The organism is Mesorhizobium sp. M1342, assembly GCF_040317955.1.
Lineage (GTDB): Bacteria > Pseudomonadota > Alphaproteobacteria > Rhizobiales > Rhizobiaceae > Mesorhizobium.
Genome location: NZ_JAMYLI010000010.1, coordinates 109705 through 133605 on the forward strand (window position 1 = coordinate 109705; position 23901 = coordinate 133605).

Genomic DNA, 23901 nt, shown 5'->3' on the forward strand with positions numbered 1-23901 from the left:
ATGAAAAAGTCCATCCTCTCCGCAACCGGTCTCGCCGTCGCTCTCGCCTTCGCGATGCCGGCTCTCGGCAACGCCGCCGCCACCACGACCGCTGCTCCGGCTGCTTCGACGACCACTGCTCCGGCGACTGCCGCTCCGGCCAAGGCTGCTCCGAAGAAGGTCGTCAAGAAGACCGTCAAGAAGCACAAGAAGGCTGCCGAGAAGGCCGTCAAGAAGGACGCCCCGAAGACCTAATAAGGTCCGGCGCAAAATGCCGGCCTGTTGACCAAGGCCGCTCCAGCTGGTTTCGGCTGGAGCGGCCTTCTTCCTGTCCGAACCGCTGAAGCCCTGACGTTGGCGATGAAGCGGGTCGATGGGTTCAACTGATCTTGACGAAGTCTGGCACCGGCAGCTTCCGCCTCGACTGACACTTAACCCGTTTGCAACGCCGACCGTGTAGGACAATCCGCATGAAGAAGCGGCTTTCGTCCATTTTGCGCTCGATGGTGATCGGCGGCCTGGTTGCCACCGGCGTCGCCAGGGTGCTGATCCTGTTCACCGCCAGCCCGGTGCCCGATCCGGCCACCGGACGCACCGAGCCTTCGCTGTTCGCGCCGGCGATTTCCACCAGCTGGGACTACATCACGCCGGCACAGACCTGGCTGCTGGTCGTGCTGACCGGCGCGACGCTGATCTGCGTCGCCGCGTGGCCGATCGCGACCTGGCTGGAACGCCGGGCGGATGCCGGTGGAAACCGCTTTCGCCCCGATCTGCCGTCCGCCACGACCGCGCGGCAGATTCCAAGCCGTCGGATGTTCGGTCGCCAGGGCCGTTGAACGGCAAACGACACTTTCCCACATAGGTGTGAATAGCCGCGCCCGGCTTGCGGCGTTGATCAAAATAGACGGCTGCTTTCGCTGGTGCCAGAATGGCGAAGGTCGCTTACGCAAATGGTCGGTTCCAATGCCTGAAATCACCACAAAACCGCGCGTCCAGGTCAAGCCGCAGGTCGAACGGCCAAAGCTCTACAAGGTCATCCTCATCAACGACGATTTCACGCCGCGCGAGTTCGTGGTGACGGTGCTGAAGGGCGAGTTCAAACTCAGCGAAGACCAGGCGCATCGGGTGATGATCACCGCGCATCGGCGTGGCGTCTGCGTCGTCGCCGTGTTCACCAGGGATGTCGCCGAGACCAAGGCGACGCGTGCCACCGATGCCGGCAAGGCCAAGGGCTATCCGCTGATGTTCACGACGGAGCCGGAAGAGTAGCCCTACCGTCCTTCGCGGTACCACATCGAACCCATTGCCAGAAGCAGCAGGCCGAGGCCGAGGAAGCCGCCGAACAGCGGCACGCGCGAGACGGCCTTGAGCACGCTGTCGTCCGTGGTGCGCAGTCCGATCCAGTCGTTGCCGGACGCGGCACCAGCCGAGCGCACCGGCACGATGGAGGGCAGCGTCACGTCGCTGCCAAGGGCTGTGGACGACGCCAGCCGGCGCACGCTGCCGCCGGTGGCTTCAGCCGGCGCCTTCAGCCGGCTTTCGGTGGAAATGACGTCGGCGAATTCCGGTGCGTTGACCGGCCCGACATGGGCGAGCGCGGTGAGGTCGCCATTGGCGACCTGATAGAGGCCGATCTCGCTGGTCTCGACGCTGCCGAGGAAGACGCCGGGCTCGGATTTCTCGATCTTGACGGTCAAGGTCTTGCCGGACGGGGTGATGATCTGGGCGGGGCCGGGATCGTCGGCCATCGTCTGGCGGCGGATTTCCAGCACCATGCCGCGGCCGTCGGCGGTCAGCCGCTCTTCCTCGAGTTCAGGCTCCTTCATCAGCCAGTGGGCGATGCGCCGGTAGAGCTGGACATGCGGGCCGCCGCCCTCGAAGCCGCGCGCCCACAGCCAGCCCTGATCGGACAGCAGCATGCCGACGCGGCCTTCGCCCTTGCGGTCGAGCAACAGCAGCGGCCGGTTGTCGGCGCCCTTCATCACCACTGCGCCTTCGGGATTCTGCACGCCGATGGTGCGGAACCAGCGGCTCCAGTGCGGCGGCTCGGTAGCAGAGCCATCCAGCCCACGCGTCACCGGATGGCGCTGGCCGAGTTCGGTGAGGCGCGGATAGAAGGCCTTGTCGACAACTTCGCCGGTCGGCATTGCCGGCAGGGCCGCCATCAGCGGCGTGCGCGCGATCGAGCTTTCGCCGGCATATTCGGGGCCGGCCGCGATCAGCAGCGCGCCGCCCTTTTCGACATATTCGGAGATGTAGTCGTAATAGAGGATCGGCAGCACGTCGCGGTGCTGGTAGCGGTCGAAGATGATGAGGTCGAAATCCTTGATCTTCTCGACGAACAGCTCGCGGGTCGGGAAGGCGATAAGCGACAATTCGTTGATCGGCGTGCCGTCCTGCTTTTCCGGCGGCCGCAGAATGGTGAAGTGGACGAGATCGACCGAGGCATCGGATTTCAGCAGATTGCGCCAGGTGCGCTCGCCGGCATGCGGCTCGCCGGAGACGAGCAGGACGCGCAGGTTCTCGCGGATGCCGTCGATCAGCGCGATGGCGCGGTTGTTGGTGTCGGTCAGTTCGCCCGGTTCGCGGTCGATGGCGAGTTCGACGATGTTGCGCCCGGCGCCCGGAATGGTCACCTGCAGCGGCATCGCCTGGCCAACGGTGGCGTGCTCGACCGCGACCTGTTCGCCATTGACCGAGACGCGCACATCGACCGGGCCGGTTTCGTTTTCGGTCGAAATGACGCGGTAGGTCATGTCGAGCGGCTTGCCGACAAGGCCGAAGCGCGGCGCGTTCTCGAAGCGGATGCGGCGGTCCTTTTCGTGGTCGTTACCGGTGATCAGGGCATGCAGCGGGGCGTTGAAATCGGGCGCGCCCGGGGGGGCGTCATGGACCTCGCCGTCGGTGATCATGATGGCGCCGCCGATGCGTGACGGCGGCACGTCGCGGAAGGCGCCTTCCAGCGCACCGAACAGCCGTGTCTCGGTGCGCTCCTCGGCGGCCTCGGATTTACCCGCCTCGACGAGGCGCACGTCGAACTGTTTGAAGCGGCCAAGCCGCTGCTGCAGCCCCGCCAGCGCTTCGTCGGTCTGTTTGGTGCGGTCGCCGATATCCTGGCTCTGGCTGCGGTCGACAATGAGAGCAACGACGCTTTTCAGCGGCTCACGCTCCTCGTTGAGGAACACCGGGTTGAACAAAGCGGCGGCGAGCGCCAGAAGGGCGATGAAGCGGAAGACCGAACCGCGCTGGCGAAACCACAGGCCGACCAGCGCAAGCAGCGCCAGCGGCACCAGCGCCAAGGCCAGCAGTGGCCAGGAGATCAGCGGTTCGAAGGAGATCGACCAATTCATTCCTTACCCTCCCATCTGGGAGGGTCGATCCGCGGAGGTGCAATAAAAGACATCATCTTACTGCCCCAGCCGTTCGAGCAGTATGGGCACGTGCACCTGGTCGGATTTGTAGTTGCCGGTCAGCATGTACATCATGATGTTGACGCCGGCGCGCAGCGCGTAAATGCGCTGCATCGGGTCTGCCGGCACGGTCGGAAGCAGCGGATCGCCGTTCTCGTCGACCGCCCAGGCGCCGGCGAAATCATTGGCGGTGATCATGATCGGCGAGACGCCATCGCCGGTACGCACCGGCCGGTTCTCGGCGTTGCTGGCGTCGAGCGAGGCCTCGACCCAGAGCGGGCTGCCGGCGAAGCGGCCGGGGAATTCGGGCAGGATGAAGAAGGATTTGGTCAGCACGTGGTCGGACGGTACCGGTTCCAGCGGCGGCACGTTGAGGTTGCCGAGGATGTCGCGCAGCCGCTCCGTCGCTGGGCTGGTCGAATCGGCGCCGATGCCGTTGGCGAACTGGTCGCGGGTGTCGAACAGCACCGTGCCGCCCTGCTGCATATAGGCGTCGATGCGGGCGATGGCGGCCTGGCTGGGCATCGGGGCGGCCGGATCGATCGGCCAGTAGATCAGCGGATAGAACGACAGCTCGTCCCTCGATATGTCGACGCCGGCCGGCTCGCCCGGTTCCAGTGCCGTCTTTTCGACCAGGAAGCGGGTCAGGCCCTCGAGCCCGGCGCGGCTGATCGAATCGTCACCCGGCACGCCGGTCAGCACATAGGCGATGCGGGTCTTCGAAATCGCCTCGATGGCCACCTCGTCTCCCGGCGTGGCGTCGTCGGCGCGGGCAAGGTCGGCATGACCGAACAGGCTACCCAGCGCAATAAGGACCGCGGCGGTGGTTGCCACGGCACCGGCGCGACGCGGCCGGCGTGAAAACAGGCCGCCCATCCAGAACACCGCCAGCGTATCAAGCAGCATCAGCACCAGGGCGGCCGCGACCAGCGCGCCTTTCAAATTGCGCGATTCGTCAAAGGCATACTGGATCGAGGTGATGGGAACAGTGATTTGCGGGCGCGCCAGCGGAGCCAGCGTGCTGTCGGCTTCAAGCAGATTATGGGCAAATACACCTGTCTCGGAACCATAGAGACCGGGCGGGTTTTCAAAAGTCACCGGCAGCGCGCCGGCGCCCGGTACAAGCGGCCGCGCGTCCGGCGTCGGCGGCACCAGCGAGCCGTCGGCTGCAATCATGCGATAGGGCGCCAGCGACGCCGCGGCGGCTTCGGCATTGGCGATGGCCGCGCCCTGGTTGCGCGACAGCTGCACGATGCGGCGCAGCATCTCGACGAAGCTGCCAGAGATCGGCAGGTTCGACCAGGTTGCCTCAGGGGTGACGTGGAACAGCACCAGCGTGCCCTTGCCTTTCTTCAGTCCGGTGACCAACGGCGTGCCGTCGGCAAGGGCCGCCCAGGTGCGCTCGACGATATCGGGTGTCGGCTCGGCCAGCACCTGCCTGCTGACGGTGACCTCGGTCGGGGGCGCCAGATCGGCGAACGGGCCGGCCTTGGGGAATTCGGTGACAGGCTGCGGCGACGTCCATGATAGCGCGCCGCCGAGCGAACGCTCGCCGGTGCGAAGGCGGACCGGCAGCAGATCGTCGTCATCGCCCGCGGTAGCCAGCCGCGAACCGGCGAAACGCACCAGCGTGCCGCCATTGTCGACCCAATCGACAAGCCTCTGCCGGACTTGTCCGGGAATGGTGCCGATATCGGCCATGACGATCATCGCGGGCTTCTGGTCGAGGATCTGCGGGATGGCGTCGGCAAGATCGGCGCTGGAGGGTTCGACCAGATCGGCGAATGGCTGCAGCGCCCGCCTGATGTAGTAGAGCGGCGACAAAAGCGGCTGTGCCTGGTCGGCCTCGGCCTGCGACAATAGACCGACGCGCCGCCGCTTGGAGCTTTCGTCGAGCACGCGGACCGCACCGGCCTGCCGCTCGCCGTCGAGCGCGATGGATGCGAAGTCGTTGCGCAGCTCGAACGGCACCGCCATGGTGCCGGTGGCGGTGGTTTCGCCAGGCGAAAAGGTCAGCGTAGCATCGGCGATGCGGCGGCCCTTGTCATCGAAGGCGCCGGCGGTGACCTGAGCCGGGGCAGGGTCGCCCGGCGCGCGGATGGCGGTCAGTGCAAAGCCGTCGACCTGGTTGTCGGCGGTGGTCAGGCCGGTCAGCGACAGCCTGTCTGCGGTTGCCCAGACGACACGGGTGGCATTTTTCGACAAAAGTGTGTTGAAGGCGGCTTCATCGCCTTTTGCCGCCAGGCCGTCGGCAAGCACGGCGACACTGGCCCCGGGCAAGGTCTCCAGCACGCCGGCGACGCGGGCATAGACGGCGGGCCGGTCGGTCGGGATCGGCCGCGGCTTGGCGGCACGCAGCCGGTCAAGGGCGGTGGCGGCATCGAACGGCCCGATCTCGGCATTGGCCTTTTCGGCGGTGAAGGCGATGACGACCGGCACGCCGTTGGAGCCGGCGTCGTTGATCAGCCGCTCGGCGGTGGCGACGCGTTTGCCCCAGTCGGCGGCACTTGCCCAGTCATTGTCGATGACCAGGGCAAGCGCTGCACCCTCGGCCGGCAGCTTTTCGCGCGGATTGAAGACCGGGTCGGCCAATGCGGCGACGATGAGGGCCGCCATCAAGAGCCTGAGCAGCGTCAGCCACCACGGACTCTGCTGCGGCGTCTCCTCGCGCTTCAGCACGCGGGCCAGGATCTTCAGCGGCGGGAAGATTTCGGTCTGCGGCTTGGGCGGCGTCAGCCTGAGCAGCCACCAGATCACCGGCAGTGCCAGGAGGCCCCACAGCACCATGGGGGCGCCAAAGGAAAGCGGCAGCCAACTCATGCGACAGCCTTTCCTGGCCGATCGCCACCGGCGATCGTGCCGGCACGACCGTCAGCGGTCGGCCTGACCGAGGGGCCATCAGTGGTCATCGCCATGTGCAGCCGCACCAGCGCGTCGGAAGCCAGCCGATCGGTGTGGTTGACGGTAAAGCTCCAGCCAAGCCGTTTGCACCAGGCTGCCAGTTCGTGGCGTCGGGCGGCGTAGAGCAGGCGATACTCATCCCCCAGCATTTCGGCGCGGCCGGCGGTCAGCTTGTCGCCGGTCTCAGGATCGGTGAACTCGGTTCGGCCAGCATAGGGGAAGGTCTCCTCGGCCGGGTCGGCGACCTCGATCAGGTGGGCACGTACGCCGTGGCGGGCCAGCACGTCGAGCCAGGCCATCGTCTCTTCGACGGGATCGAGGAAATCGCTGACGATGACGATGTCGCAGAAGCGCCTGATATCGGACAAATCGGGTTTTGCCGGCAAATCGCCGGCATGCATCAACTGGGCGGCGATGCGTTCGGCGCCGTTGCGGGCGGTGAACGGATCGGTGAGGCCCGGCCAGGCGATGCGCTCGCCGCTGCGCGACAACAGCTCGGCCATGGCCAGCGCCAGCACCAGCGCGCGCGATTGCTTGGAAACGCTGGCGCCGGTCGATTTGTAGAGCATCGACGGCGAGGGGTCGGCCCACAGCCAGACCGTATGGGCGGCTTCCCATTCGCGGTCGCGCACATAGGTGTGGTCGTCGCGGGCCGAGCGGCGCCAGTCGATGCGCGAGGAATCGCCCTCGACATAGGGCCGGAACTGCCAGAAATTCTCACCGATGCCGCGTTTGCGGCGGCCATGCCAGCCGGCGATCACGGTGTTGACGATGCGCCGCGCCTCAACCAGCAGGTCTGGCACAAGCGAGGCCCGCAACCGGCCACGGGCGAGCGCGTCACGCGTCGCTGCCGGAGCCTGGACCTCGCCGATGCGCGGCATCAAATCCCTTTCACGAGTTTCGCCACCACGTCACGCACGCTGGTGCCTTCGGCGCGGGCGGCGAAGGTCAGCGCCATGCGATGCTGCAGCACCGGCTCGGCCAGCGCACGCACGTCGTCGACCGAGGGCGCCAGCCGTCCGTCGTAAAGCGCGCGCGCCCTTGTGCACAGCATCAGCGCCTGGCTGGCGCGCGGGCCGGGGCCCCACGCGACGTTCTTGTCGGTTTCGGCGTTGCCTTGGCCGGGACGCGCCGAGCGCACCAGCGTCAGGATCGCTTCGACGACGCTTTCAGGCACCGGCATGCGGCGGATCAGCGTCTGGATCTCCTTCAGCCGCACCGGCTGCAGCACGTTTTGCGCTTTCGCGTCCTCGATGCCGGTGGTTTCCAGAAGGATGCGGCGCTCTGCCTCGATTTCGGGATAGAGGATATCGACCTGCATCAGGAAGCGGTCAAGCTGGGCCTCGGGCAACGGATAGGTGCCTTCCTGCTCCAGCGGGTTTTGGGTTGCCAGCACGTGGAAGGGCGCTGGCAGGTCATGGCGGGCGCCGGCAATGGTGACGTGGTATTCCTGCATGGCCTGCAGCAGCGCCGACTGGGTACGCGGCGACGCGCGGTTGATCTCGTCGGCCATCAGCAACTGGGCGAAGATCGGCCCGGAGATGAAGCGGAAAGAGCGTTTGCCGGTCTCGTCCTGCTCCATCACTTCGGAGCCGAGAATATCGGACGGCATCAGGTCCGGCGTGAACTGGATGCGACGCGAATCGAGGCCGAGCACGATGCCAAGTGTTTCGACCAGCTTGGTCTTGGCGAGGCCCGGCACGCCGACCAAAAGCGCATGTCCACCGGCCAGCAGCGCCACCAACGTGCGCTCGACGACGCTTTCCTGTCCGAAGATGACCCGGCCGACCCCGTCGCGGATCCGGGAGATGTCGGCAAGCGCCTTTTCGGCCTCGGCGATCATGTCCTTTTCGCTGATCGGGCTTTCCTTGACCATCACGCTCATGCCGCATCGATCCTTGTGGTTGGAATACCATGGTTGGAACAACGGCTGCACCATACCATAAGTTGCCGCGATTCGGCCTCGCGTGGCGCCTATGTCGAAACTTAAATCACAGACTTAGGCTGACAAGCGGAACAACAGTGACTATTTCGTGACCATGACGGGACCCTTGGGACATCGTGAAGAAAGCCTGACTGGTGCCACCGAGGCGCGTGGCCTCGAGGCGCTCATCTCGCGCGCCGCCCGTGCCGGCAAAGGCGCGGCACCCGTCGAACGCTGGAACCCCAACTTCTGCGGCGATCTGGACATGGAGATCAAGTCCGACGGCACCTGGTTCTATCTGGGCACGCCGATCGGGCGCATGCCGCTGGTGCAGCTTTTCTCCTCGGTGCTGCGCAAGGACGCCGATGGCAGGACCTATCTGGTGACACCGGTGGAAAAGGTCGGCATCCGCGTCGCCGATGCGCCGTTCATCGCCGTCGAAATGGACGTTTCGGGTAGCGGTGAAGCGCAGACCATCACCTTCCGCACCAATGTCGGCGATGTCGTCGAGGCCGGGCCGGAACGGCCGCTGCGCTTTGTCGACGAGAACGAGACCGGCGGATTGAAGCCCTATGTGCTGGTGCGTGGCCGTCTGGAGGCGCTGGTGGCGCGGCCGGTGATGTATGAACTGGTCGGGCATGGCGAGGAGGTCGAGATCGGCGGCGAGACGATGTTCGCGGTGCGCTCCAAGGGCGCCGTGTTCCCGATCATGCCGGCGGACCAGTTGAAGCGGCTGAGCGCGTGATGGACCAGGTGACGCCGGCGCCGTTTTCATCCGCGGATTTTCGCGCGCGTTTTGCCGTGCAGCCCGATGCGCATGCAGGCGACGATTATGGCGATCATCGCTTTAACCCCGGCCATCCGCGCCTCAATCAGGGCATGGCGCTGCGCAATGCCGCGGTGCTGATCCCGGTGGTCGATCATGAGGGCGATGCGACGGTTCTCCTGACCAAACGGGCCGAAAAGCTGCGCAGCCATTCGGGGCAGGTGGCATTTCCCGGCGGCACAATCGATCCGACCGATCCGAGCCCTGAGGCTGCGGCGCTGCGCGAGACCTTCGAGGAGATCGGGCTTGGCCGAGACCGCATCGAGATCATCGGCCGCATGCCCGACTATGTGGCCGGCAGCGGCTACCGCATCGCGCCGGTGCTGGGCATCGTGCTGCCCGGTTTCCAACTGACGCTCAACGCCGACGAGGTCGACGCCGCTTTCGAAGTGCCCCTGCGCTTCTTGATGGACCCGGCCAACCACAAGCGCGACAGCCGTATGTGGAACGATCTCGAATGGTTCTTCTACGACATGCCTTACGGCGAACGGCGCATCTGGGGCGTCACCGCCGGCATCATCCGTACCCTCTATGAAAGGCTTTATGCGTGAGTGTCTCGATCGCGGACAGGGCCGACTGGCTCGGCGACAAGCATCTGCAGCGCCTGCTGTTCGCACTGGCCGAAGGCGGTGAAGAGGCGCGAGTCGCAGGCGGCGCGGTGCGCAACACGCTGATGGGCCAGCCGGTCGCCGACATCGACATCGCCACCACCTGCCTGCCGGAGGAAACCCTCCGCCGCGCCGAAGCGGAAGGGTTCAAGGCGGTGCCAACCGGCATCGAGCATGGGACAATCACCGTGGTTGCCGGCGGAAAACCTTATGAAATCACCACCTTGCGCGCTGATATCGAGACCGACGGGCGGCGCGCGAAAGTGTCGTTCGGGCGCGACTGGAAGCTCGATGCTGAGCGGCGCGACTTCACCATCAACGCGCTCTATGCCGGGGCCGATGGCAAGGTGGTCGACCTGGTCGGCGGCATTGCCGACATCGAGGCGCGCCGGCTGCGATTCATCGGCGACCCGGAAGCGCGCATTCGCGAAGACTACCTGCGCATCCTGCGCTTCTTCCGCTTCTTCGCCTGGTACGGCGACGGGCGGCCGGACGCCGAAGGGCTGAAAGCCTGTGCCCGGCTTAAGGAAGGGCTGGCCCAGCTTTCGTCCGAGCGAATCTGGTCGGAACTGAAGAAACTTTTGTCGGCGCCCGATCCGTCACGGGCGCTGCTCTGGATGCGGCAGGCAGGTGTCTTGACCGCAGCGCTGCCGGAAAGCGAGAAATGGGGCATCGATGCCATCCATGGGTTGGCCAAGGCCGGGAAGGATCTGGGCTGGGCACCCGACCCGCTGCTCAGACTGGAAGCGATCGTGCCGCCCGATGCCGCGCGCATGAAGACGCTCGCCGAGCGGCTCAAACTCTCGACCGCCGAAGCGGATCGCCTGCGTCACTGGGCGCTTGCCAGCGCCGTCGAGCCGAAGACGACCGAGGGCGAACTGGCGAAAAGGCTCTATCGCGGTGACCGGCAGGGGTTTGTCGACCGTCTGCGGCTGTCGCTTGCGGCAGCCAGGGTGCGCGCCGTCGAGGACAATGAGGCGCTGCTCGAAGCCGGTGGTTTTTCGCGCCTGCTCGCCTTCGCCATCAAATGGGAAAAGCCGTTGTTTCCACTGAAAGGTGCCGATCTCTCGGCGCTCGGCGCAACTCCGGGGCCGAAACTCGGCGAAGTCCTCAGGAATCTCGAGGCGGAATGGGTCGCAGCCGGGTTTGCCCCTGATCGCGACGCGCTCCTCAAGCGCGCCGCCGAAGCCTTGAAGGCCGGGTAGATCAGGCCGCGTCGCGGGTCTTTTCGATGCGCGAGCGGATCGCCTCGATCATCGTCTCGCGGATCACCGTCTCGCCATGCGTCTCGCGCATGTGCTCGACGGCACGGCGCATGACCTCGGCCTCCTCGTCGGCACGCGTGTGCCAGTCACAGCCGGGCACGAGCGACCCGCAGTGAAATTCCTTCATGGGATTTTCTCCTTTTCCTCCGTGGAGCCCGAGGCTCCGGCACTTTTTTGGCTGACGGTCCAAATCCGAGATCGGATCCTGGGGCCGCGAGCGGGAGAAGCATAACACAGATGGGGTGGCATTGGTTGCAGTCAACGGCGAAAAGGCGGAGCAGGCGCTGCTCCGCCCTCTTACGCTACCCCCAAACAGGACCGGATATCGTCTCATCCTGCTCTGGCGGGCAAGCCATCATTTTGCGACCTTGACGGCCTCGGCGACCTTGTTCTTGCCCTTCATATCCCATGAGACGCGGACCTTTTCACCGACCGTCAGGCCAGGATCCTTGAAGGTTTTGGGAAGCGTAAAAGACGATCCATCATCGAGGACCAGGCTCATGGCCGTCGTGTCAAAGGTCTTGATCGTTCCGGTGGTGTGCTTGACGGCGGCGAATGCCACTGAACCGGAAGCGAGAAGGGCAGCGGCGGCAGCCGAAACAATGATCTTGCGCATTGCGAAGTACTCCTGGAAAGGCGGGTATCTTTTTGACGAAGATGTCCCGCATCGTCTTGGGCCGTCCGGTCGCGTCGGGTCGCGGCTCGCTTTGTCTTGACGCAATTCCCGTCGGAAAGCCGTTTCGCACTTTCCTGGAATTGCGCGCAGGCGAGCCGCCGGCGCTTCCCGACCCGGCGCCACAAATAGACTAGTCTTTTCAACAGCCTATTAGACGGAAAAGAAATTTTTCGCCGCACCGTGTGCCACATTCCATGCCCATTTCGAGCGAATGGGACATCAATGCGGCTCACGCCGGGCTCACCATTTTGTTACGGCCAGCGGACCTCGGGTGGCAGGCTGGAAAGGATGGACGCGACATTGCCGCCGGTCTTCAGTCCGAAGATGGTGCCGCGATCGTGAAGCAGATTGAATTCGACATAGCGGCCGCGGCGGATGAGCTGTTCGTCGCGGTCGCCATCGGTCCAGTTCTCGTTGAAGTTGGCGCGCACGAGGTGGCCGTAGACGACGAGAAAAGAGCGGCCGACATCCTGGACGAAGTTGAAATCGGCATTCCAGCCGCCTTTGTCCTCGCCCGAATGCAGCCAGTCGAAGAAGATGCCGCCGGTGCCGCGCGGCTCGTTGCGGTGCGACAGATAGAAATACTCGTCGCACCAGGCCTTGTATTTCGGGTAATCGGCGACGTCGGCGTTCTTCTCGCAAGCGAATTGCATGGCGCGGTGGAAGGCGACCGTGTCGGGGTCGTCCTGCGTGCGGCGGCTGTCGAGCACCGGCGTTAGATCGGCGCCGCCGCCGAACCATTGGCGAGATGTGACCACCATGCGCGTGTTCATGTGCACGGCCGGAACGTTTGGGTTCCAGGGATGCGCGATCAGCGAAATGCCAGATGCCCAAAAGCGCGGGTCTTCCTCGGCGCCCGGCATCTGCTTCCTGAATTCGGGTGAGAACTCGCCGTGGACGGTCGAGGTGTGGACGCCGACCTTTTCGAAGACGCGGCCGTGCATCATCGACATGGTGCCGCCGCCGCCGCGCCCCTCGTCACGTTCCCATGGCGTCTTTTCGAAGCGGCCGGGCGACCACGAGGCCAGCGGCCCGCCAAGATCCTGCTCGATCTGCTCGAAGGTGGCGCAGATGCGTTCGCGCAGCGCCTCGAACCACAGCCTTGCCTTCATCTTCTTCTGTTCGATGTCGGCGGGCAGGCCTGCCGGTATTTCTGGTCGTTCCAAGTGCCGTCTCCGGTTGGGGCGGCGAGTCCCACAAATGACTCGTCTTTTGCCGGCGCGATCCCTAATCTCTTAAGGGCAAGGGTCAAGTCACTTTGGTTTTGCGCATGATCCTTTCCGAAACTCGATTCCGATTTCGGGGTCATGCGCCAGGTGCAAGGAGTTGTTTCGTGCGCACCCCGGCAAGACCGCCGCTGGATGGCCTGAAGAAAAGGCTCGACCAAAGCCGTGCCGAGCGTGTTCGTATGCCGCGCGACGGTTTCCTGCGCGAGACCTTCGTGCTGCCGCGCTCCGATGCGCGGCTCAAGGCCAAGGAATGGTTCGAGCGCTTTCCCAAGCAGGCCTACTGGACCGAGATCGAAAGCTGGTTCGAGCGGCCGGGCGACTTGATTGAGTTCACCATCAGGCGGTTGCCTGCGGCTGACTAGGATGTCCTCGAGAGAGGCGGAGCAACCAGCCTTCTTGCCCCTGTCCCCTCGCGCGCCAGCCGGTCGCCCTTGTTACGCAGCGGGCATTTGTCGATCGACATGCAGCCGCAGCCGATGCAGTCGGTCAGCCCGTCGCGCAGTTTCTTCAACTGGGCGATCTTGTGATCGAGCCCGTCGCGCCAGGCGGTCGACAAAAGGTTCCAGTCATCGCGCGTCGGCGTGCGGCCTTCTGGCAGCGATGCCAGGGCTTCACCGATCTCGGCCAGCGAAATGCCGACCTCCTGCGCCACCTTGATGATCGCCACGCGCCGCAGCACGTCACGGCCGTAGCGGCGCTGATTTCCCGCCGTGCGGTGGCTGCGGATCAGGCCGCGGGCCTCATAGAAATGCAATGCCGACACCGCCACACCGCTGCGCATGGCGACCTGGCCGACCGTTAATTCCGTTATCGGTGCCATTCCTGATTTTCCCGCTTGACCTCAAGTTAAGCTGAGCTTGTAGCGAAGAAACCCGGGGTCTGCAAACGAAGGAGAAGGCGATGTGTGCCTGGGTAAGAATGAGTGGAGAAACCACTGTCGTCGGCGGCGGCAAGCATGGTGTTGTCGATGGGTTGCGGATCCTATCCGAGTTGCCGGATGGCTTCGCCCGCCGCCATGGCGACCGAAAGCGCGACATTGATGCTGCGCGCCGTGCCCTGCATGGGGATGGTCAGCCGCGCATCCGCCGCCTGATGGACAGGATCCGGCACGCCTGCGGATTCGCGACCGAACAGCAGAATGTCGCCTTCGGCGAAGGTGAAGTCGGTGTAGGCCGTCGTGGCTTTGGTCGACAGCAGCACCAGCCGGTGCGAACCAGCCTTGCGCCGTTCCTCGAAGGCGTGCCAGTCGACATGCCGGGTCAGGGCAGCCATTTCGAGGTAGTCCATGCCGGCTCGTTTGAGCGCTTTGTCGGAGAGCGGAAATCCGGCCGGTTCGATGATGTCGACGCCAAGTCCGAGGCAAGCGGCGAAGCGCAGGATTGTCCCGGTGTTGCCGGCGATATCCGGCTGGTAGAGCGCGATGCGGAGACGACAGTTCATTTCCGCGTCTTTCTAATAAGTGGCAAATCGGCCACAGCGGGCTCGCGGTTTTGGAAATTGCTGGACCTGCGGGTGGCCATTTTCTGCGAAGTCGGGTATGTCAGCTCCATTGTCAACCCGAACCGATGGAGGGGTAATTCATGATGACCATGCACATCCAGCGCCCCTCTCGTGGGCTTACCTGCCTGCCGGCGGTTTCGGTACGACGATTCTCCTGACTCTCTAAGACTTGATCGCACCGATTCCCGCCGAAACGATTTTTCGGCTCTCGAAGGAATCCTGCGATGTTTTTCAAAAAGTCAAAAGGGCTAAACGCCCCAACTGAAGCTGTCCGGACCGATGCTTATCGTGCCCCGACCGATGCTTATCGTGTCCAGACCGACGCAATGCGTGCCTCCGGCCGAATGCCGGCGGACGATGTTGCTTCGCCTTTTTATCTCTATTTTCACACGGAGGACGGACCGATGTTCGATCCCTACAGAATACCCGGCTCAAGGAGCCTGCATATTCACCGACTGCCGACCTGGGCGCTGCTGATCGGCGACACCTATTCGTCGGCGGTTCACGCCGAGGTTCGCCGCCGGCCGCATCGCGGCATGCTGCCGGATGTCGATTTTTCGCGCGCGGTTCCCGATCCGAGCCGCCCGTCGCTGGTGCGCCGGATCATCCGGCTGGTCAGGCCGGGCGCGAAAAATCGGGCTGGCGGCACCGTGTCGTCAGGATCGGCTGGCGCAGCTGTCGGCGAAAAGCCCGCGAGCCCCTATATTGCACGAGGGATGGCCGACGGTCCGGGTGATTCTGGACCGTCGGCCCTTGATGCCATGGGTACCGGGGATTTCGTACGCTCACGTGCCGCGTAAGCGGCAAACACATTTCACAGGCATAACCTATGTTGTTGTTTAGCTGGTTTGAAAAAAGGCTCGATCCGTTCCCCGCAGCGGAACCGGTCGAGCCGCCCAAGACGCTGGTTGCCTTCTGCCTGCATTATACGCGCGGCGCATGGCCCTATATCCTTTTCGACGCGGTGCTGGTGACGGCCATCGCGATTGCCGAAGTATGGATGTTCGGCTTCCTCGGCCGCATCGTCGACTGGCTGTCGGGGCAGAATCGCGAAACCTTCCTGCAGACGGAAGCCTGGAAGCTCGCCGGCATGGCCTTCATCGTGCTGTTCGCGCTGCCGGGCACGGTATGGCTGCATTCGTTTCTCAACCAGCAGACGCTGATGGGCAATTATCCCATGCGCATCCGCTGGCAGGTGCACCGCTATCTGCTCAAGCAGTCGATGAGTTTCTACCAGGACGAGTTCGCCGGCCGCATCGCGACCAAGCTGATGCAGACGGCTCTCGCCGTGCGCGAATGCGTCATCAAGGTGATCGACGTCCTGAACTACGTTGTCGTCTATTTCCTCGGCATGCTGCTCATCGTCGGCTCGGCCGACTGGCGGCTGGCCGCGCCGCTCGGCGTCTGGCTGGTCGGCTATATCCTTTTGCTGCGGTTTTTCATTCCCCGGCTGGGCAAGGTTGGCGAGGAACAGGCCAATGCGCGCTCGATCATGACGGGCCGTGTCGTCGACAGCTACTCCAACATCCAGACGGTCAAGCTGTTCAGCCATGCACGCCGCGAAGCGTCATTCGCCAAAGACGGCATGTCCGGCTTTCTCGAAACGGTCTACCGGTCGATGCGGCTGGTGACAGTGCTTTTTGGCTCGCTTTACATCCTGAATGCATTGCTCCTGTTCTCTGTCACCGCGATGGCGTTGTGGCTGTGGCTGGGGCAAGCAGTGACGATCGGCGCGGTCGCCGTGGTCATCGGCCTTGTGCTCAGGATGTGGGGGATGTCGCAATGGATCATGTGGGAAATGTCGGGCCTGTTCGAGAACATCGGCACGGTGCAGGACGGCATCGCCTCGATCTCGCTGCCGCGCCTTGTCGAGGACAGGCCGGACGCGAAGGAGATCAGCGTTTCCAGGGGTGAGATCCGCTTCGAGGACATCCGCTTCCACTACGGCAAGCAGAAGGGGGTGATCGAAGGCCTGTCGCTGGCGGTGAAGCCGGGCGAAAAGGTCGGCATCGTCGGCCGTTCCGGCGCCGGCAAGTCGACGCTGGTCAACCTGTTGCTGCGCTTCTACGACCTCGAAGCCGGCCGGATTCTGATCGATGGCCAGGAGATCGCCGGTGTGAAGCAGGATTCGCTGCGTGCGCAGATCGGCATGGTCACGCAGGACACCTCGCTGCTGCATCGTTCGGTGCGCGAGAACATCCTCTATGGCCGGCCCGATGCCACCGACGAGATGCTTGTCGAGGCGGCGCGCCGCGCCGAGGCGCTGGACTTCATATCAGGGCTTTCGGATGCCAGCGGCCGCAAGGGCTTCGATGCCCATGTCGGGGACCGCGGCGTCAAATTGTCCGGCGGCCAGCGGCAACGCGTCGCCATTGCTCGCGTTATGTTGAAGGACGCACCTATACTTATCCTTGACGAAGCGACTTCGGCGCTTGATTCCGAAGCCGAGGCGGCGATCCAAGAGAATCTCTACAAGCTCATGCAAGGCAAAACCGTCATCGCCATAGCGCACCGGCTGTCGACCATCGCGGCGATGGACAGGCTGGTGGTGATGGACAAGGGTCGTGTCATCGAGGAAGGTTCGCACGAGGAACTCGTCGCCAAGGGCGGGCTCTACGCGCAGCTCTGGCAGCGCCAGTCGGGCGGGTTCCTGCTTGAGGACGGTCCCGCCGACGCCGCCAACGACGCACTTGCAAAGGGGCAAGCCGCAGAATGATGGCCGCCGCATGATGACAGCCGTCTATCGCTGGTTCGAGAACTGGGTCTATCCGTTCAGGGAGCCAGCGAATCTTCGGCCACCGACCAGCGTCGGCGGCTTTCTCTGGCACTATGTCGGCCAGGCGAAGTTCGCCTTCTTCGCCATGCTGGTCATCGGCGGCATCGCGCCGCTGGTCGAGGCCGGCCTGTTCTACTTCGTCGGGCGGCTGGTCGATATTCTCGACCAGCTTCCCGCCGAGCGCAGTTGGCACGCACTGTGGGCCGCCGCAGGCCCTGAACTGGTTTTCATGGCCGTGGTGGTGCTGGTCATCCGCACCGTCGTCGTCGGCCTTTCGGCGCTGGTCGACGAACAGACGATCACGCCCGGCTTCTACAATCTGGTGCGCTGGCAGGCGCACCGGCATGTCTCGCGCCAGTCCTACGCCTTCTTCCAGAACGATTTCGCCGGCCGCATCGCAACAAAGGTCTGGCAGGCGGGCCAGGCCACCGGCGACCTGATGGAAAGCTTCATCGAGGTCGTCTGGTTCATGATCGTCTATACGGTGACGACGCTGGCGCTGGTCGCAGGCCTCGATCTCAGGCTGGCGGTGCTGGTGGTGATCTGGATTTCCGCTTTCGCTTGGCTGGCCAAGCTCTATCTGCCGGCAATCCGCAAGCATGCCGAGGAAACAGCCGAGGCCGGCTCGATGATCACCGGCCGCATTGTCGATTCCTATTCCAACGTGCAGACGCTGAAACTGTTCTCGGCCGATGGCGACGACCGCTACATCAGGAACGGTTTCGACATCTACCTCGACGCATTGCGCCCGTTCACCCGCCGGCTGACCGGCGTGCGCATGGCGCTGACGACGCTGTCGGGCATCATGATCACGGCGATCGGCTGTTTTGCCGTCTATCTCTGGGTCGAGGGCTCGATCACCGTCGGCGCTGTCGCCTTCACCCTGTCGCTGGTGCTGCGGCTCAATATGCTGCTTGGCCGGCTGATGATGCAGCTCAACAGCATCTTGCGAAACCTCGGCGTGCTGGAGAACTCCAAGGCGCTGATTTCGCAGCCGCTCGGCCTCACGGATGCGCCCGACGCCAAGGAACTCGTGGTGGCAGGCGGGCGTATCGAGGTGAAGAACGTCGAGTTCCATTACGGCAAAGGTTTCGGCGTACTGAACGGCATCGACCTTGTCGTCAAGCCGGGCGAGAAGGTCGGGCTGGTCGGACCGTCTGGCGCGGGCAAGACGACCCTCGCCAATCTGATCCTGCGGCTCTACGATCTGGAGAGCGGGTCGATCACCATCGATGGCCAGGATGCCGCCAAAGTCACGCAAAATTCGCTGCGCGCCAATATCGGCGTCGTCAGCCAGGACACGGCGCTGTTCCACCGTTCGCTGCGCGACAACATCAAGCTCGGCATGCCTGACGCGACCGATGCGGAGGTGATCGCGGCGGCGAAAAAGGCCGAAGCGCACGAGTTCATCCTGACCTTGCGCGACAACAGGGACCGCGCCGGCTACGAGGCCTTTGTCGGCGAGCGCGGCGTCAAACTGTCGGGCGGCCAGCGCCAGCGCGTGGCGATCGCCCGTGTCTTCCTGAAGGACGCGCCGATCCTGATCCTCGACGAGGCGACCTCGGCGCTCGATTCGGATATCGAGGCGGCAATCCAGGAGAATCTGACGCGGCTGATGGAGAACAAGACGGTCATCGCCATCGCCCACCGGCTGTCGACGATCGCAGCACTCGACCGGCTGGTGGTGCTCGACGGCGGCCGCATCGTCGAGCAAGGCACGCATGACCAGCTGGTGGCGCTCGACGGGCTCTATGCGCGGCTGTGGAAGCGGCAGTCCGGCGGTTTTCTCTATCACGAGGACAGCGTGCTCGAAGAGACGCGGCCTGCGGAGTAGGGCATGGTTGGATCGGCAGAGGTAATTCCAGAGATCGGCCCCGGAGTGAGCTATGTGCTCAAGCGGCTCCGGCCAACCACGCCGGCCTTCGACGCGCTGAAGCAGGAAAGCCGGTTTGGGGGCTACTGGATGCTGGTGCGCCTGGCGGATGGCTGGGCTAGCGGCCGCAACAAGTTCTTGAAGCGCGGCGAGGCACTCTACGGAGCCTGGAATGGCCGGGAACTCGCCGGCGTGTGCGGGCTGAACATCGATCCCTATTTCGAGGCCAGGGGCCACGGCCGGGTCCGGCACCTGTTCGTCAGTGCGCGCCACCGTCGCAACGGTCTTGGCCGGATGCTGGTCGAGACCGTTATCGACAGGGCACGTCACCATTTCGCCGTGCTGAACACCCGCGCGCCGCAAGAAGCCTTCGGTTTCTACGAACGGCTTGGCTTTCAGCGCGTGGAAGGCGAAGAATTCGTCACACACCGCATGGTCTTCGGGAAAGGAAGCTGAAATGTCCTTGCGTCCGCCATCTCATCTAGCCGGCGCCTCGTCCGCGGAAGCCGCCTTCGACGCGCTCGGCCATGAAATATTGGCGGAAAAGGCGGCAGCACTTGGCCGCGCCGGCCAGCGGGTAGAGGAAACGTTGGCCAGGCTGCGCGACAATGCCGACGAGCAACTGCGCCCCCGGCTGCTCAAGGATGCCGCCGAGGCGGTGCATGGCTATTTCATCCAGCGCGAGCTGTGCGGCTTGCGCAAGCACGATACCGTCATTCGTGAATACAACATCCCGAAAGCGGTGCTGGCCAGGCTCGGCGCGAAATAACTCTCTTTTGTTGGACCATGATCTTATTCCGAAAACCGGTTCCCACTTTTCGGGATCATGGTCTACTCAAGCCATTCGGTGATGAAGCTGCCATTCTCGTGGATGTCGGTCGTCTCCAGCGGGCCTGGGCCGAGATTGGTGAATTTGTGCGGCGTATTGGGCGGCACGATCAGGATCTGGCCGGCGGATGCCTCGATCTCCTGGTCGCCGACGGTGAACAGGCCGGTGCCCTGGCGAATGATGAAGATCTCAGCGTAGGGATGTGTATGCAGGCGGGGCCGCCTCCGACGCCAGGCAGATAGTTGAAGATCAGGCAGGAGAGCCGTAGGCGCCACATTGCAATTCGCCCTTCCAATGGTCGGAGCGAACAGACCAGGTGTCGCGGTCTATGATTTGTGCCCTGGCTATCTAGCCCTTCGCGGGTATCCAGGGATTGAAAAGCTTCACCCCGGTGCCCTCAAAATCCTTGGTATTGCGTGTCACGACTGTCAAATTATTGACAAGCGCGCTGGCGGCAATGAGAGCATCGCGTTCCGGCTTAGGGTCAGGAACGTGGAGGTTTGCGCAACGCACGACAACGGCCGTGTCTATGCTCAGTATCCGGTCGTCGAACTGTGGAATTAGTATTTGATCCAACCACTCACGGTACATGGCGGCCTGGCGGGTGTCCTTCCTCGACAACAACAGTGTTCCGATTTCGAGTTCCAGGATCGAAATCACCGACATGAAAAAGCTGGCGACGTCGTGGGTCTCAGACCAGGCTAAAACGTTGCGATCGGCCTTGTCCCGACGACGCAGATTCGAAACGACATTGGTGTCGAGAATAAACATCAGTCGAGATCGGGAATCTTGAAAAACGGTCCTTCCAGGCGAGGTGGTTCCCAGTCGAAGTCTGCTTCGGGGCGATCGTCGGCAATCGCGTCCGCGAGGCTTCTCGGCTTCTTCTCCAACCGCTCGTATTCCTCCATCGAAATCAGCACATGGGAAGGCTTGCCGCGATCGGTGATGATAACCGGTCCGTTCCTGGCAGCCCGCTTCGCAAGCGCCGTGTCCTGGTTGAATTCACGGCTCGACATGATGGTGATCGTCTTCGTTGAGATGTTCATTTCAGCACCTCCGTCGAGTAGATGTAGACATATTGCTACATTTAGCCAAGCACGTCAAATTCATCGCTGTGCGGAACGCCCGCGACAATCTGCCCTTGTGCCTTCACCCGTCTGGACAAAAACGGGCTTCACGCATAAACCGAAGTCCAAATGCCGGAGGAATTCGCAAGCCTGTTCGCCATGCGCTGTCGGGTTGGCGTAATTGAGCGGGGAACAAGGCTCAGCCACCGGCACGGAAGAGGCGAAAGGATCAGGCACCCGTGAGCGCAACCGACACCCAGGATCCCAACCGTCGTGATTTTCTCTACGTCGCCACCGGCATGGCCGCAGTGGTCGGCGCGGGTGCTTTCGCGTGGCCGTTCATCGACCAGATGCGCCCCGATGCCTCGACGCTGGCGCTCGCTTCCGTCGAAGTCGACGTCGCCTCGCTGACGCCGGGCATGTCGCTGATCGTCAAGTGGCGCGGCAAGCCGGTCGTGGTCCGCAACCGCACCGAACAGGAAATGAAGGACGGCGAGGCTGTCAATCTCGCCGATCTCAAGGATCCGATCGCCCGCAACGCCAATCTGCCGTCCGATGCGCCGGCGACCGACGCCAATCGCACCACGCCCGGCAAGGAGGCCTGGATGGTGATGGTTCAGGTCTGCACGCATCTCGGCTGCATTCCGCTTGGCCAGGAAGGCGATTTCGGCGGCTGGTTCTGCCCGTGCCACGGTTCGCAATACGATACGGCCGGCCGCATCCGCAAAGGCCCGGCGCCTGAGAACATGGCGGTTCCGGTATTCAAGTTCATTTCCGATACCAAGATCCTTATCGGTTGAGGCAGGGGATATTTCGATGAGCGAGGGACACTCGACCTATACGCCCAAAACCGGTCTCGGACGCTGGTTCGACGCCCGCATGCCGCTGCCGCGGCTGGTCTATGACAGCTTCGTTGCCTATCCGGTGCCGCGCAACCTCAACTATGCGTGGACCTTTGGCGGCATCCTTTCGATCATGCTGGTGGCGCAGATCCTGACCGGCATCGTGCTGGCCATGCATTACACGGCTGACACCAATCTGGCCTTCGGCTCGGTCGAGAAGATCATGCGCGACGTGAATTCCGGCTGGCTGCTGCGCTACATGCATTCGAACGGCGCCTCGTTCTTCTTCGTCGCCGTCTACATCCACATCTTCCGTGGCCTCTATTACGGCTCCTACAAGGCGCCGCGCGAACTGCTCTGGATCCTCGGCTGCATCATCTATCTCCTGATGATGGCGACCGGTTTCATGGGCTACGTGCTGCCATGGGGCCAGATGAGCTTCTGGGGCGCCACCGTCATCACCGGCTTCTTCAGCGCCATTCCGCTGGTCGGCGACTGGATTCAGCAGCTGCTGCTCGGCGGCTTTGCCGTCGACAACCCGACGCTGAACCGTTTCTTTGCGCTGCACTATCTGTTGCCGTTCATGATTGCCGGCGTCGTCGTTTTGCACATCTGGGCGCTGCATGTCGTGGGCCAGTCGAACCCGACGGGTATCGAGGTCAAGTCGAAGACCGACACTGTCGCCTTCACCCCCTACGCGACCATCAAGGACGCGTTCGGCATGATCGTGTTCCTGTTCTTCTTCGCTTATTTCGTCTTCTACCTGCCGAACTATCTCGGCCATCCCGACAACTACATCGTCGCCAACCCGCTGAAGACGCCGGCCCACATCGTGCCCGAATGGTACTTCCTGCCGTTCTACGCGATCCTGCGCGCCATCACCTTCAATGTCGGGCCGATCAACTCCAAGCTCGGCGGCGTGCTGTGCATGTTCGGCGCCATCGTCATGTTGTTCCTGGTGCCGTGGCTCGACACTTCGAAGGTACGCTCGGCCGTTTACCGGCCCTGGTACAAGCTGTTCTTCTGGCTGTTCGTGGCCGATGCCATCCTGCTTGGCTGGCTGGGCTCGCAGCCGGCCGAAGGCAGCTATGTGTTCATGGCGCAGATGGCGACATTGTTCTACTTCGCCTTCTTCCTGATCGCGCTGCCGGTGCTCGGACTGATCGAGACGCCGCGACGGCTGCCGAACTCGATCACCGAGGCGGTCCTCGAGAAGAACAAGGGCGGCAGCGGACATCCGGCGGGCGCTACGGCGGCGCCGGAAACCAAAGGCTGAGCGGGTAGAGAATCTAAGGGGATTTGGCATGAAAAAGATTCTCACCTCGCTGGCGCTGATCGGCCTCGTGGCCGTCGCCGCTGGGGCCGCGGGCACTCGGGCGATCGCCGCCGAAGAGGCACACAATGTGGCCAATCCGACGCATTTCCCGATGGACGAGCCAAAGGAAATGGACTGGAGTTTCACCGGCCCGTTCGGCACTTACGACAAGGCGCAGCTGCAGCGCGGCCTCAAGGTCTACAAGGAAGTCTGCTCGGCCTGCCATTCGATGAACCTGGTGGCGTTCCGAACGTTGTCGGACCTCGGCTATTCCGATGCGCAGATCAAGACGCTGTCGGCCGAGTACACGATCCATGACGGTCCCAACGATGCCGGCGACATGTTCGACCGTCCAGGCAAGCCGTCCGACCACTTCCCGCCGCCGTTCGCCAACGACGAAGCGGCCGCCGCTTCCAATGGCGGCGCTGCCCCGCCCGACATGTCGCTGCTGGCCAAGGCTCGCGGCGTCGAGCGCGGCTTTCCGCAATTCGTCTTCGACATCTTCACACAATACGATGCCGGCGGTCCCGACTATATCCACTCGCTGCTGACCGGCTACGACCAGACGCCGCCGGCCGGCATGGTGATCCCGGAAGGCACCCACTACAATCCGTACTTCATGTCCGGCGTGTCGCTGAAAATGCCCAAGCCGCTCTCCGACGGCCAGGTGACCTATGATGACGGTGCGCCGCAGACCGTCGACCAGTATTCCCGCGACGTCTCCGCCTTCCTGGCGTGGGCGGCCGAGCCGCATATGGAAGACCGCAAGAAGACCGGTTTTCGCGTTCTGGTGTTCCTGCTTTTGTTCGGCGCGCTGGTCTATCTCACCAAGCGCAAGGTGTGGGAAGGCGTGGCCCACTAGACCACACAATCAAGTGATC

The 23901-nt window shown here is 63.5% G+C and carries 26 protein-coding genes and 1 pseudogene; 15 read left to right on the forward strand and 12 right to left on the reverse strand.

The window, feature by feature from the left end; translation table 11 throughout:
- The 3 genes from NKH06_RS12460 (at position 1) to clpS (ending at position 1248) form a co-directional block, all read left to right on the forward strand.
- The gene (locus tag NKH06_RS12460; protein WP_013529962.1) at positions 1 to 234 is read left to right on the forward strand and encodes a hypothetical protein; all 234 of its coding nucleotides are present in this window, start codon (positions 1 to 3) and stop codon (positions 232 to 234) included.
- Between the two features lie 215 nt (positions 235 to 449).
- Positions 450 to 815, forward strand: coding sequence for a hypothetical protein (locus NKH06_RS12465; protein ID WP_352893189.1), 366 nt, complete (start codon positions 450 to 452; stop codon positions 813 to 815).
- 127 nt (positions 816 to 942) lie between these two features.
- A complete protein-coding gene (gene clpS, locus NKH06_RS12470; RefSeq protein WP_023809857.1) occupies positions 943 to 1248 on the forward strand; it encodes an ATP-dependent Clp protease adapter ClpS in 306 nt (101 codons plus the stop codon).
- Positions 1249 to 1250: 2 nt separating this feature from the next.
- On the opposite strand, the gene NKH06_RS12475 is transcribed toward clpS, so the two are convergent.
- Genes NKH06_RS12475 through NKH06_RS12490 form a run of 4 tightly spaced genes read right to left on the reverse strand, consistent with a single transcriptional unit; the run spans position 1251 to position 8175 of the window.
- The gene (locus tag NKH06_RS12475) at positions 1251 to 3329 is read right to left on the reverse strand and encodes a hypothetical protein (RefSeq protein WP_352893191.1); all 2079 of its coding nucleotides are present in this window, start codon (positions 3327 to 3329) and stop codon (positions 1251 to 1253) included.
- A gap of 57 nt (positions 3330 to 3386) precedes the next feature.
- Positions 3387 to 6209, reverse strand: coding sequence for a DUF4159 domain-containing protein (locus tag NKH06_RS12480; RefSeq protein ID WP_352610493.1), 2823 nt, complete (start codon positions 6207 to 6209; stop codon positions 3387 to 3389).
- Positions 6206 to 7171 (reverse strand): DUF58 domain-containing protein, encoded by a 966-nt coding sequence (locus NKH06_RS12485; RefSeq protein WP_023809854.1) that lies wholly within the window; start codon positions 7169 to 7171, stop codon positions 6206 to 6208. The genes NKH06_RS12480 and NKH06_RS12485 overlap by 4 nt, the downstream gene beginning before the upstream one ends.
- The gene (locus tag NKH06_RS12490) at positions 7171 to 8175 is read right to left on the reverse strand and encodes an AAA family ATPase (RefSeq protein WP_013529968.1); all 1005 of its coding nucleotides are present in this window, start codon (positions 8173 to 8175) and stop codon (positions 7171 to 7173) included. The genes NKH06_RS12485 and NKH06_RS12490 overlap by 1 nt, the downstream gene beginning before the upstream one ends.
- A 154-nt stretch (positions 8176 to 8329) precedes the next feature.
- Here NKH06_RS12490 and NKH06_RS12495 point away from each other — a divergent pair, with 154 nt between their 5' ends.
- Genes NKH06_RS12495 through NKH06_RS12505 form a run of 3 tightly spaced genes read left to right on the forward strand, consistent with a single transcriptional unit; the run spans position 8330 to position 10853 of the window.
- Complete coding sequence (locus tag NKH06_RS12495) at positions 8330 to 8959, forward strand: DUF1285 domain-containing protein (protein WP_352893194.1); 630 nt, start codon at positions 8330 to 8332, stop codon at positions 8957 to 8959.
- Entirely contained in the window at positions 8959 to 9591 is a 633-nt protein-coding gene (locus NKH06_RS12500) for a CoA pyrophosphatase (protein WP_023809851.1), read from the forward strand. The genes NKH06_RS12495 and NKH06_RS12500 overlap by 1 nt, the downstream gene beginning before the upstream one ends.
- Positions 9588 to 10853, forward strand: coding sequence for a CCA tRNA nucleotidyltransferase (locus NKH06_RS12505; RefSeq protein WP_352893195.1), 1266 nt, complete (start codon positions 9588 to 9590; stop codon positions 10851 to 10853). The genes NKH06_RS12500 and NKH06_RS12505 overlap by 4 nt, the downstream gene beginning before the upstream one ends.
- A gap of 1 nt (position 10854) precedes the next feature.
- Here NKH06_RS12505 and NKH06_RS12510 read toward each other — a convergent pair whose 3' ends face one another.
- The 3 genes from NKH06_RS12510 to hemF all read right to left on the reverse strand — a co-directional run bounded on the left by NKH06_RS12510 (position 10855) and on the right by hemF (position 12755).
- Positions 10855 to 11040, reverse strand: a complete 186-nt coding sequence (locus NKH06_RS12510) for a DUF1059 domain-containing protein (protein ID WP_013529972.1) — start codon at positions 11038 to 11040, stop codon at positions 10855 to 10857.
- 228 nt (positions 11041 to 11268) lie between these two features.
- Positions 11269 to 11529, reverse strand: coding sequence for a DUF1344 domain-containing protein (locus NKH06_RS12515; RefSeq protein WP_023809849.1), 261 nt, complete (start codon positions 11527 to 11529; stop codon positions 11269 to 11271).
- A 311-nt stretch (positions 11530 to 11840) separates the two neighbouring features.
- Positions 11841 to 12755, reverse strand: coding sequence for an oxygen-dependent coproporphyrinogen oxidase (hemF, locus tag NKH06_RS12520; RefSeq protein ID WP_023809848.1), 915 nt, complete (start codon positions 12753 to 12755; stop codon positions 11841 to 11843).
- A gap of 167 nt (positions 12756 to 12922) precedes the next feature.
- Here hemF and NKH06_RS12525 point away from each other — a divergent pair, with 167 nt between their 5' ends.
- Positions 12923 to 13180: a hypothetical protein gene (locus tag NKH06_RS12525; protein WP_013529975.1), complete on the forward strand. Its 258-nt coding sequence runs from the start codon at positions 12923 to 12925 to the stop codon at positions 13178 to 13180.
- Here the strand turns inward: NKH06_RS12525 and soxR are convergent.
- Together soxR and NKH06_RS12535 are read right to left on the reverse strand one after the other, a co-directional pair.
- Complete coding sequence (gene soxR, locus NKH06_RS12530; protein ID WP_023809847.1) at positions 13177 to 13638, reverse strand: redox-sensitive transcriptional activator SoxR; 462 nt, start codon at positions 13636 to 13638, stop codon at positions 13177 to 13179. The two genes, NKH06_RS12525 and soxR, sit on opposite strands and share 4 nt — an antisense overlap.
- A gap of 161 nt (positions 13639 to 13799) precedes the next feature.
- Positions 13800 to 14258, reverse strand: coding sequence for a tRNA (cytidine(34)-2'-O)-methyltransferase (locus NKH06_RS12535; RefSeq protein ID WP_023809846.1), 459 nt, complete (start codon positions 14256 to 14258; stop codon positions 13800 to 13802).
- A gap of 464 nt (positions 14259 to 14722) precedes the next feature.
- Between NKH06_RS12535 and NKH06_RS12540 the strand changes: the two genes are divergently transcribed.
- From NKH06_RS12540 to NKH06_RS12560, 5 genes are read left to right on the forward strand one after another with little or no spacing between them, the layout of a single operon-like run.
- Complete coding sequence (locus tag NKH06_RS12540; RefSeq protein ID WP_352440371.1) at positions 14723 to 15118, forward strand: hypothetical protein; 396 nt, start codon at positions 14723 to 14725, stop codon at positions 15116 to 15118.
- Between the two features lie 29 nt (positions 15119 to 15147).
- Positions 15148 to 17034, forward strand: a complete 1887-nt coding sequence (locus NKH06_RS12545; RefSeq protein ID WP_352440372.1) for an ABC transporter ATP-binding protein — start codon at positions 15148 to 15150, stop codon at positions 17032 to 17034.
- A 10-nt stretch (positions 17035 to 17044) separates the two neighbouring features.
- Entirely contained in the window at positions 17045 to 18928 is a 1884-nt protein-coding gene (locus NKH06_RS12550) for an ABC transporter ATP-binding protein (RefSeq protein ID WP_352440373.1), read from the forward strand.
- A 3-nt stretch (positions 18929 to 18931) separates the two neighbouring features.
- Positions 18932 to 19423, forward strand: a complete 492-nt coding sequence (locus NKH06_RS12555) for a GNAT family N-acetyltransferase (RefSeq protein ID WP_023809842.1) — start codon at positions 18932 to 18934, stop codon at positions 19421 to 19423.
- Between the two features lies 1 nt (position 19424).
- On the forward strand, positions 19425 to 19736 hold the full coding sequence (locus NKH06_RS12560; RefSeq protein WP_023809841.1) for a DUF6665 family protein: 312 nt from the start codon (positions 19425 to 19427) through the stop codon (positions 19734 to 19736).
- Between the two features lie 62 nt (positions 19737 to 19798).
- Here the strand turns inward: NKH06_RS12560 and NKH06_RS12565 are convergent.
- The 3 genes and pseudogenes from NKH06_RS12565 to NKH06_RS12575 all read right to left on the reverse strand — a co-directional run bounded on the left by NKH06_RS12565 (position 19799) and on the right by NKH06_RS12575 (position 20842).
- Positions 19799 to 20144, reverse strand: a pseudogene (locus tag NKH06_RS12565) (cupin domain-containing protein).
- The gene (locus NKH06_RS12570; RefSeq protein ID WP_023809840.1) at positions 20145 to 20567 is read right to left on the reverse strand and encodes a type II toxin-antitoxin system VapC family toxin; all 423 of its coding nucleotides are present in this window, start codon (positions 20565 to 20567) and stop codon (positions 20145 to 20147) included.
- Positions 20567 to 20842, reverse strand: coding sequence for a type II toxin-antitoxin system Phd/YefM family antitoxin (locus tag NKH06_RS12575; protein ID WP_031212730.1), 276 nt, complete (start codon positions 20840 to 20842; stop codon positions 20567 to 20569). The genes NKH06_RS12570 and NKH06_RS12575 overlap by 1 nt, the downstream gene beginning before the upstream one ends.
- Before the next feature lie 260 nt (positions 20843 to 21102).
- Between NKH06_RS12575 and petA the strand changes: the two genes are divergently transcribed.
- Genes petA through NKH06_RS12590 form a run of 3 tightly spaced genes read left to right on the forward strand, consistent with a single transcriptional unit; the run spans position 21103 to position 23882 of the window.
- Positions 21103 to 21663, forward strand: coding sequence for a ubiquinol-cytochrome c reductase iron-sulfur subunit (gene petA, locus NKH06_RS12580; protein ID WP_023809838.1), 561 nt, complete (start codon positions 21103 to 21105; stop codon positions 21661 to 21663).
- Positions 21664 to 21679: 16 nt separating this feature from the next.
- Complete coding sequence (locus tag NKH06_RS12585; RefSeq protein ID WP_013529985.1) at positions 21680 to 22981, forward strand: cytochrome b; 1302 nt, start codon at positions 21680 to 21682, stop codon at positions 22979 to 22981.
- Between the two features lie 28 nt (positions 22982 to 23009).
- Positions 23010 to 23882 (forward strand): cytochrome c1, encoded by an 873-nt coding sequence (locus tag NKH06_RS12590; RefSeq protein ID WP_128303753.1) that lies wholly within the window; start codon positions 23010 to 23012, stop codon positions 23880 to 23882.
- The last annotated feature ends 19 nt before the right edge of the window (positions 23883 to 23901 follow it).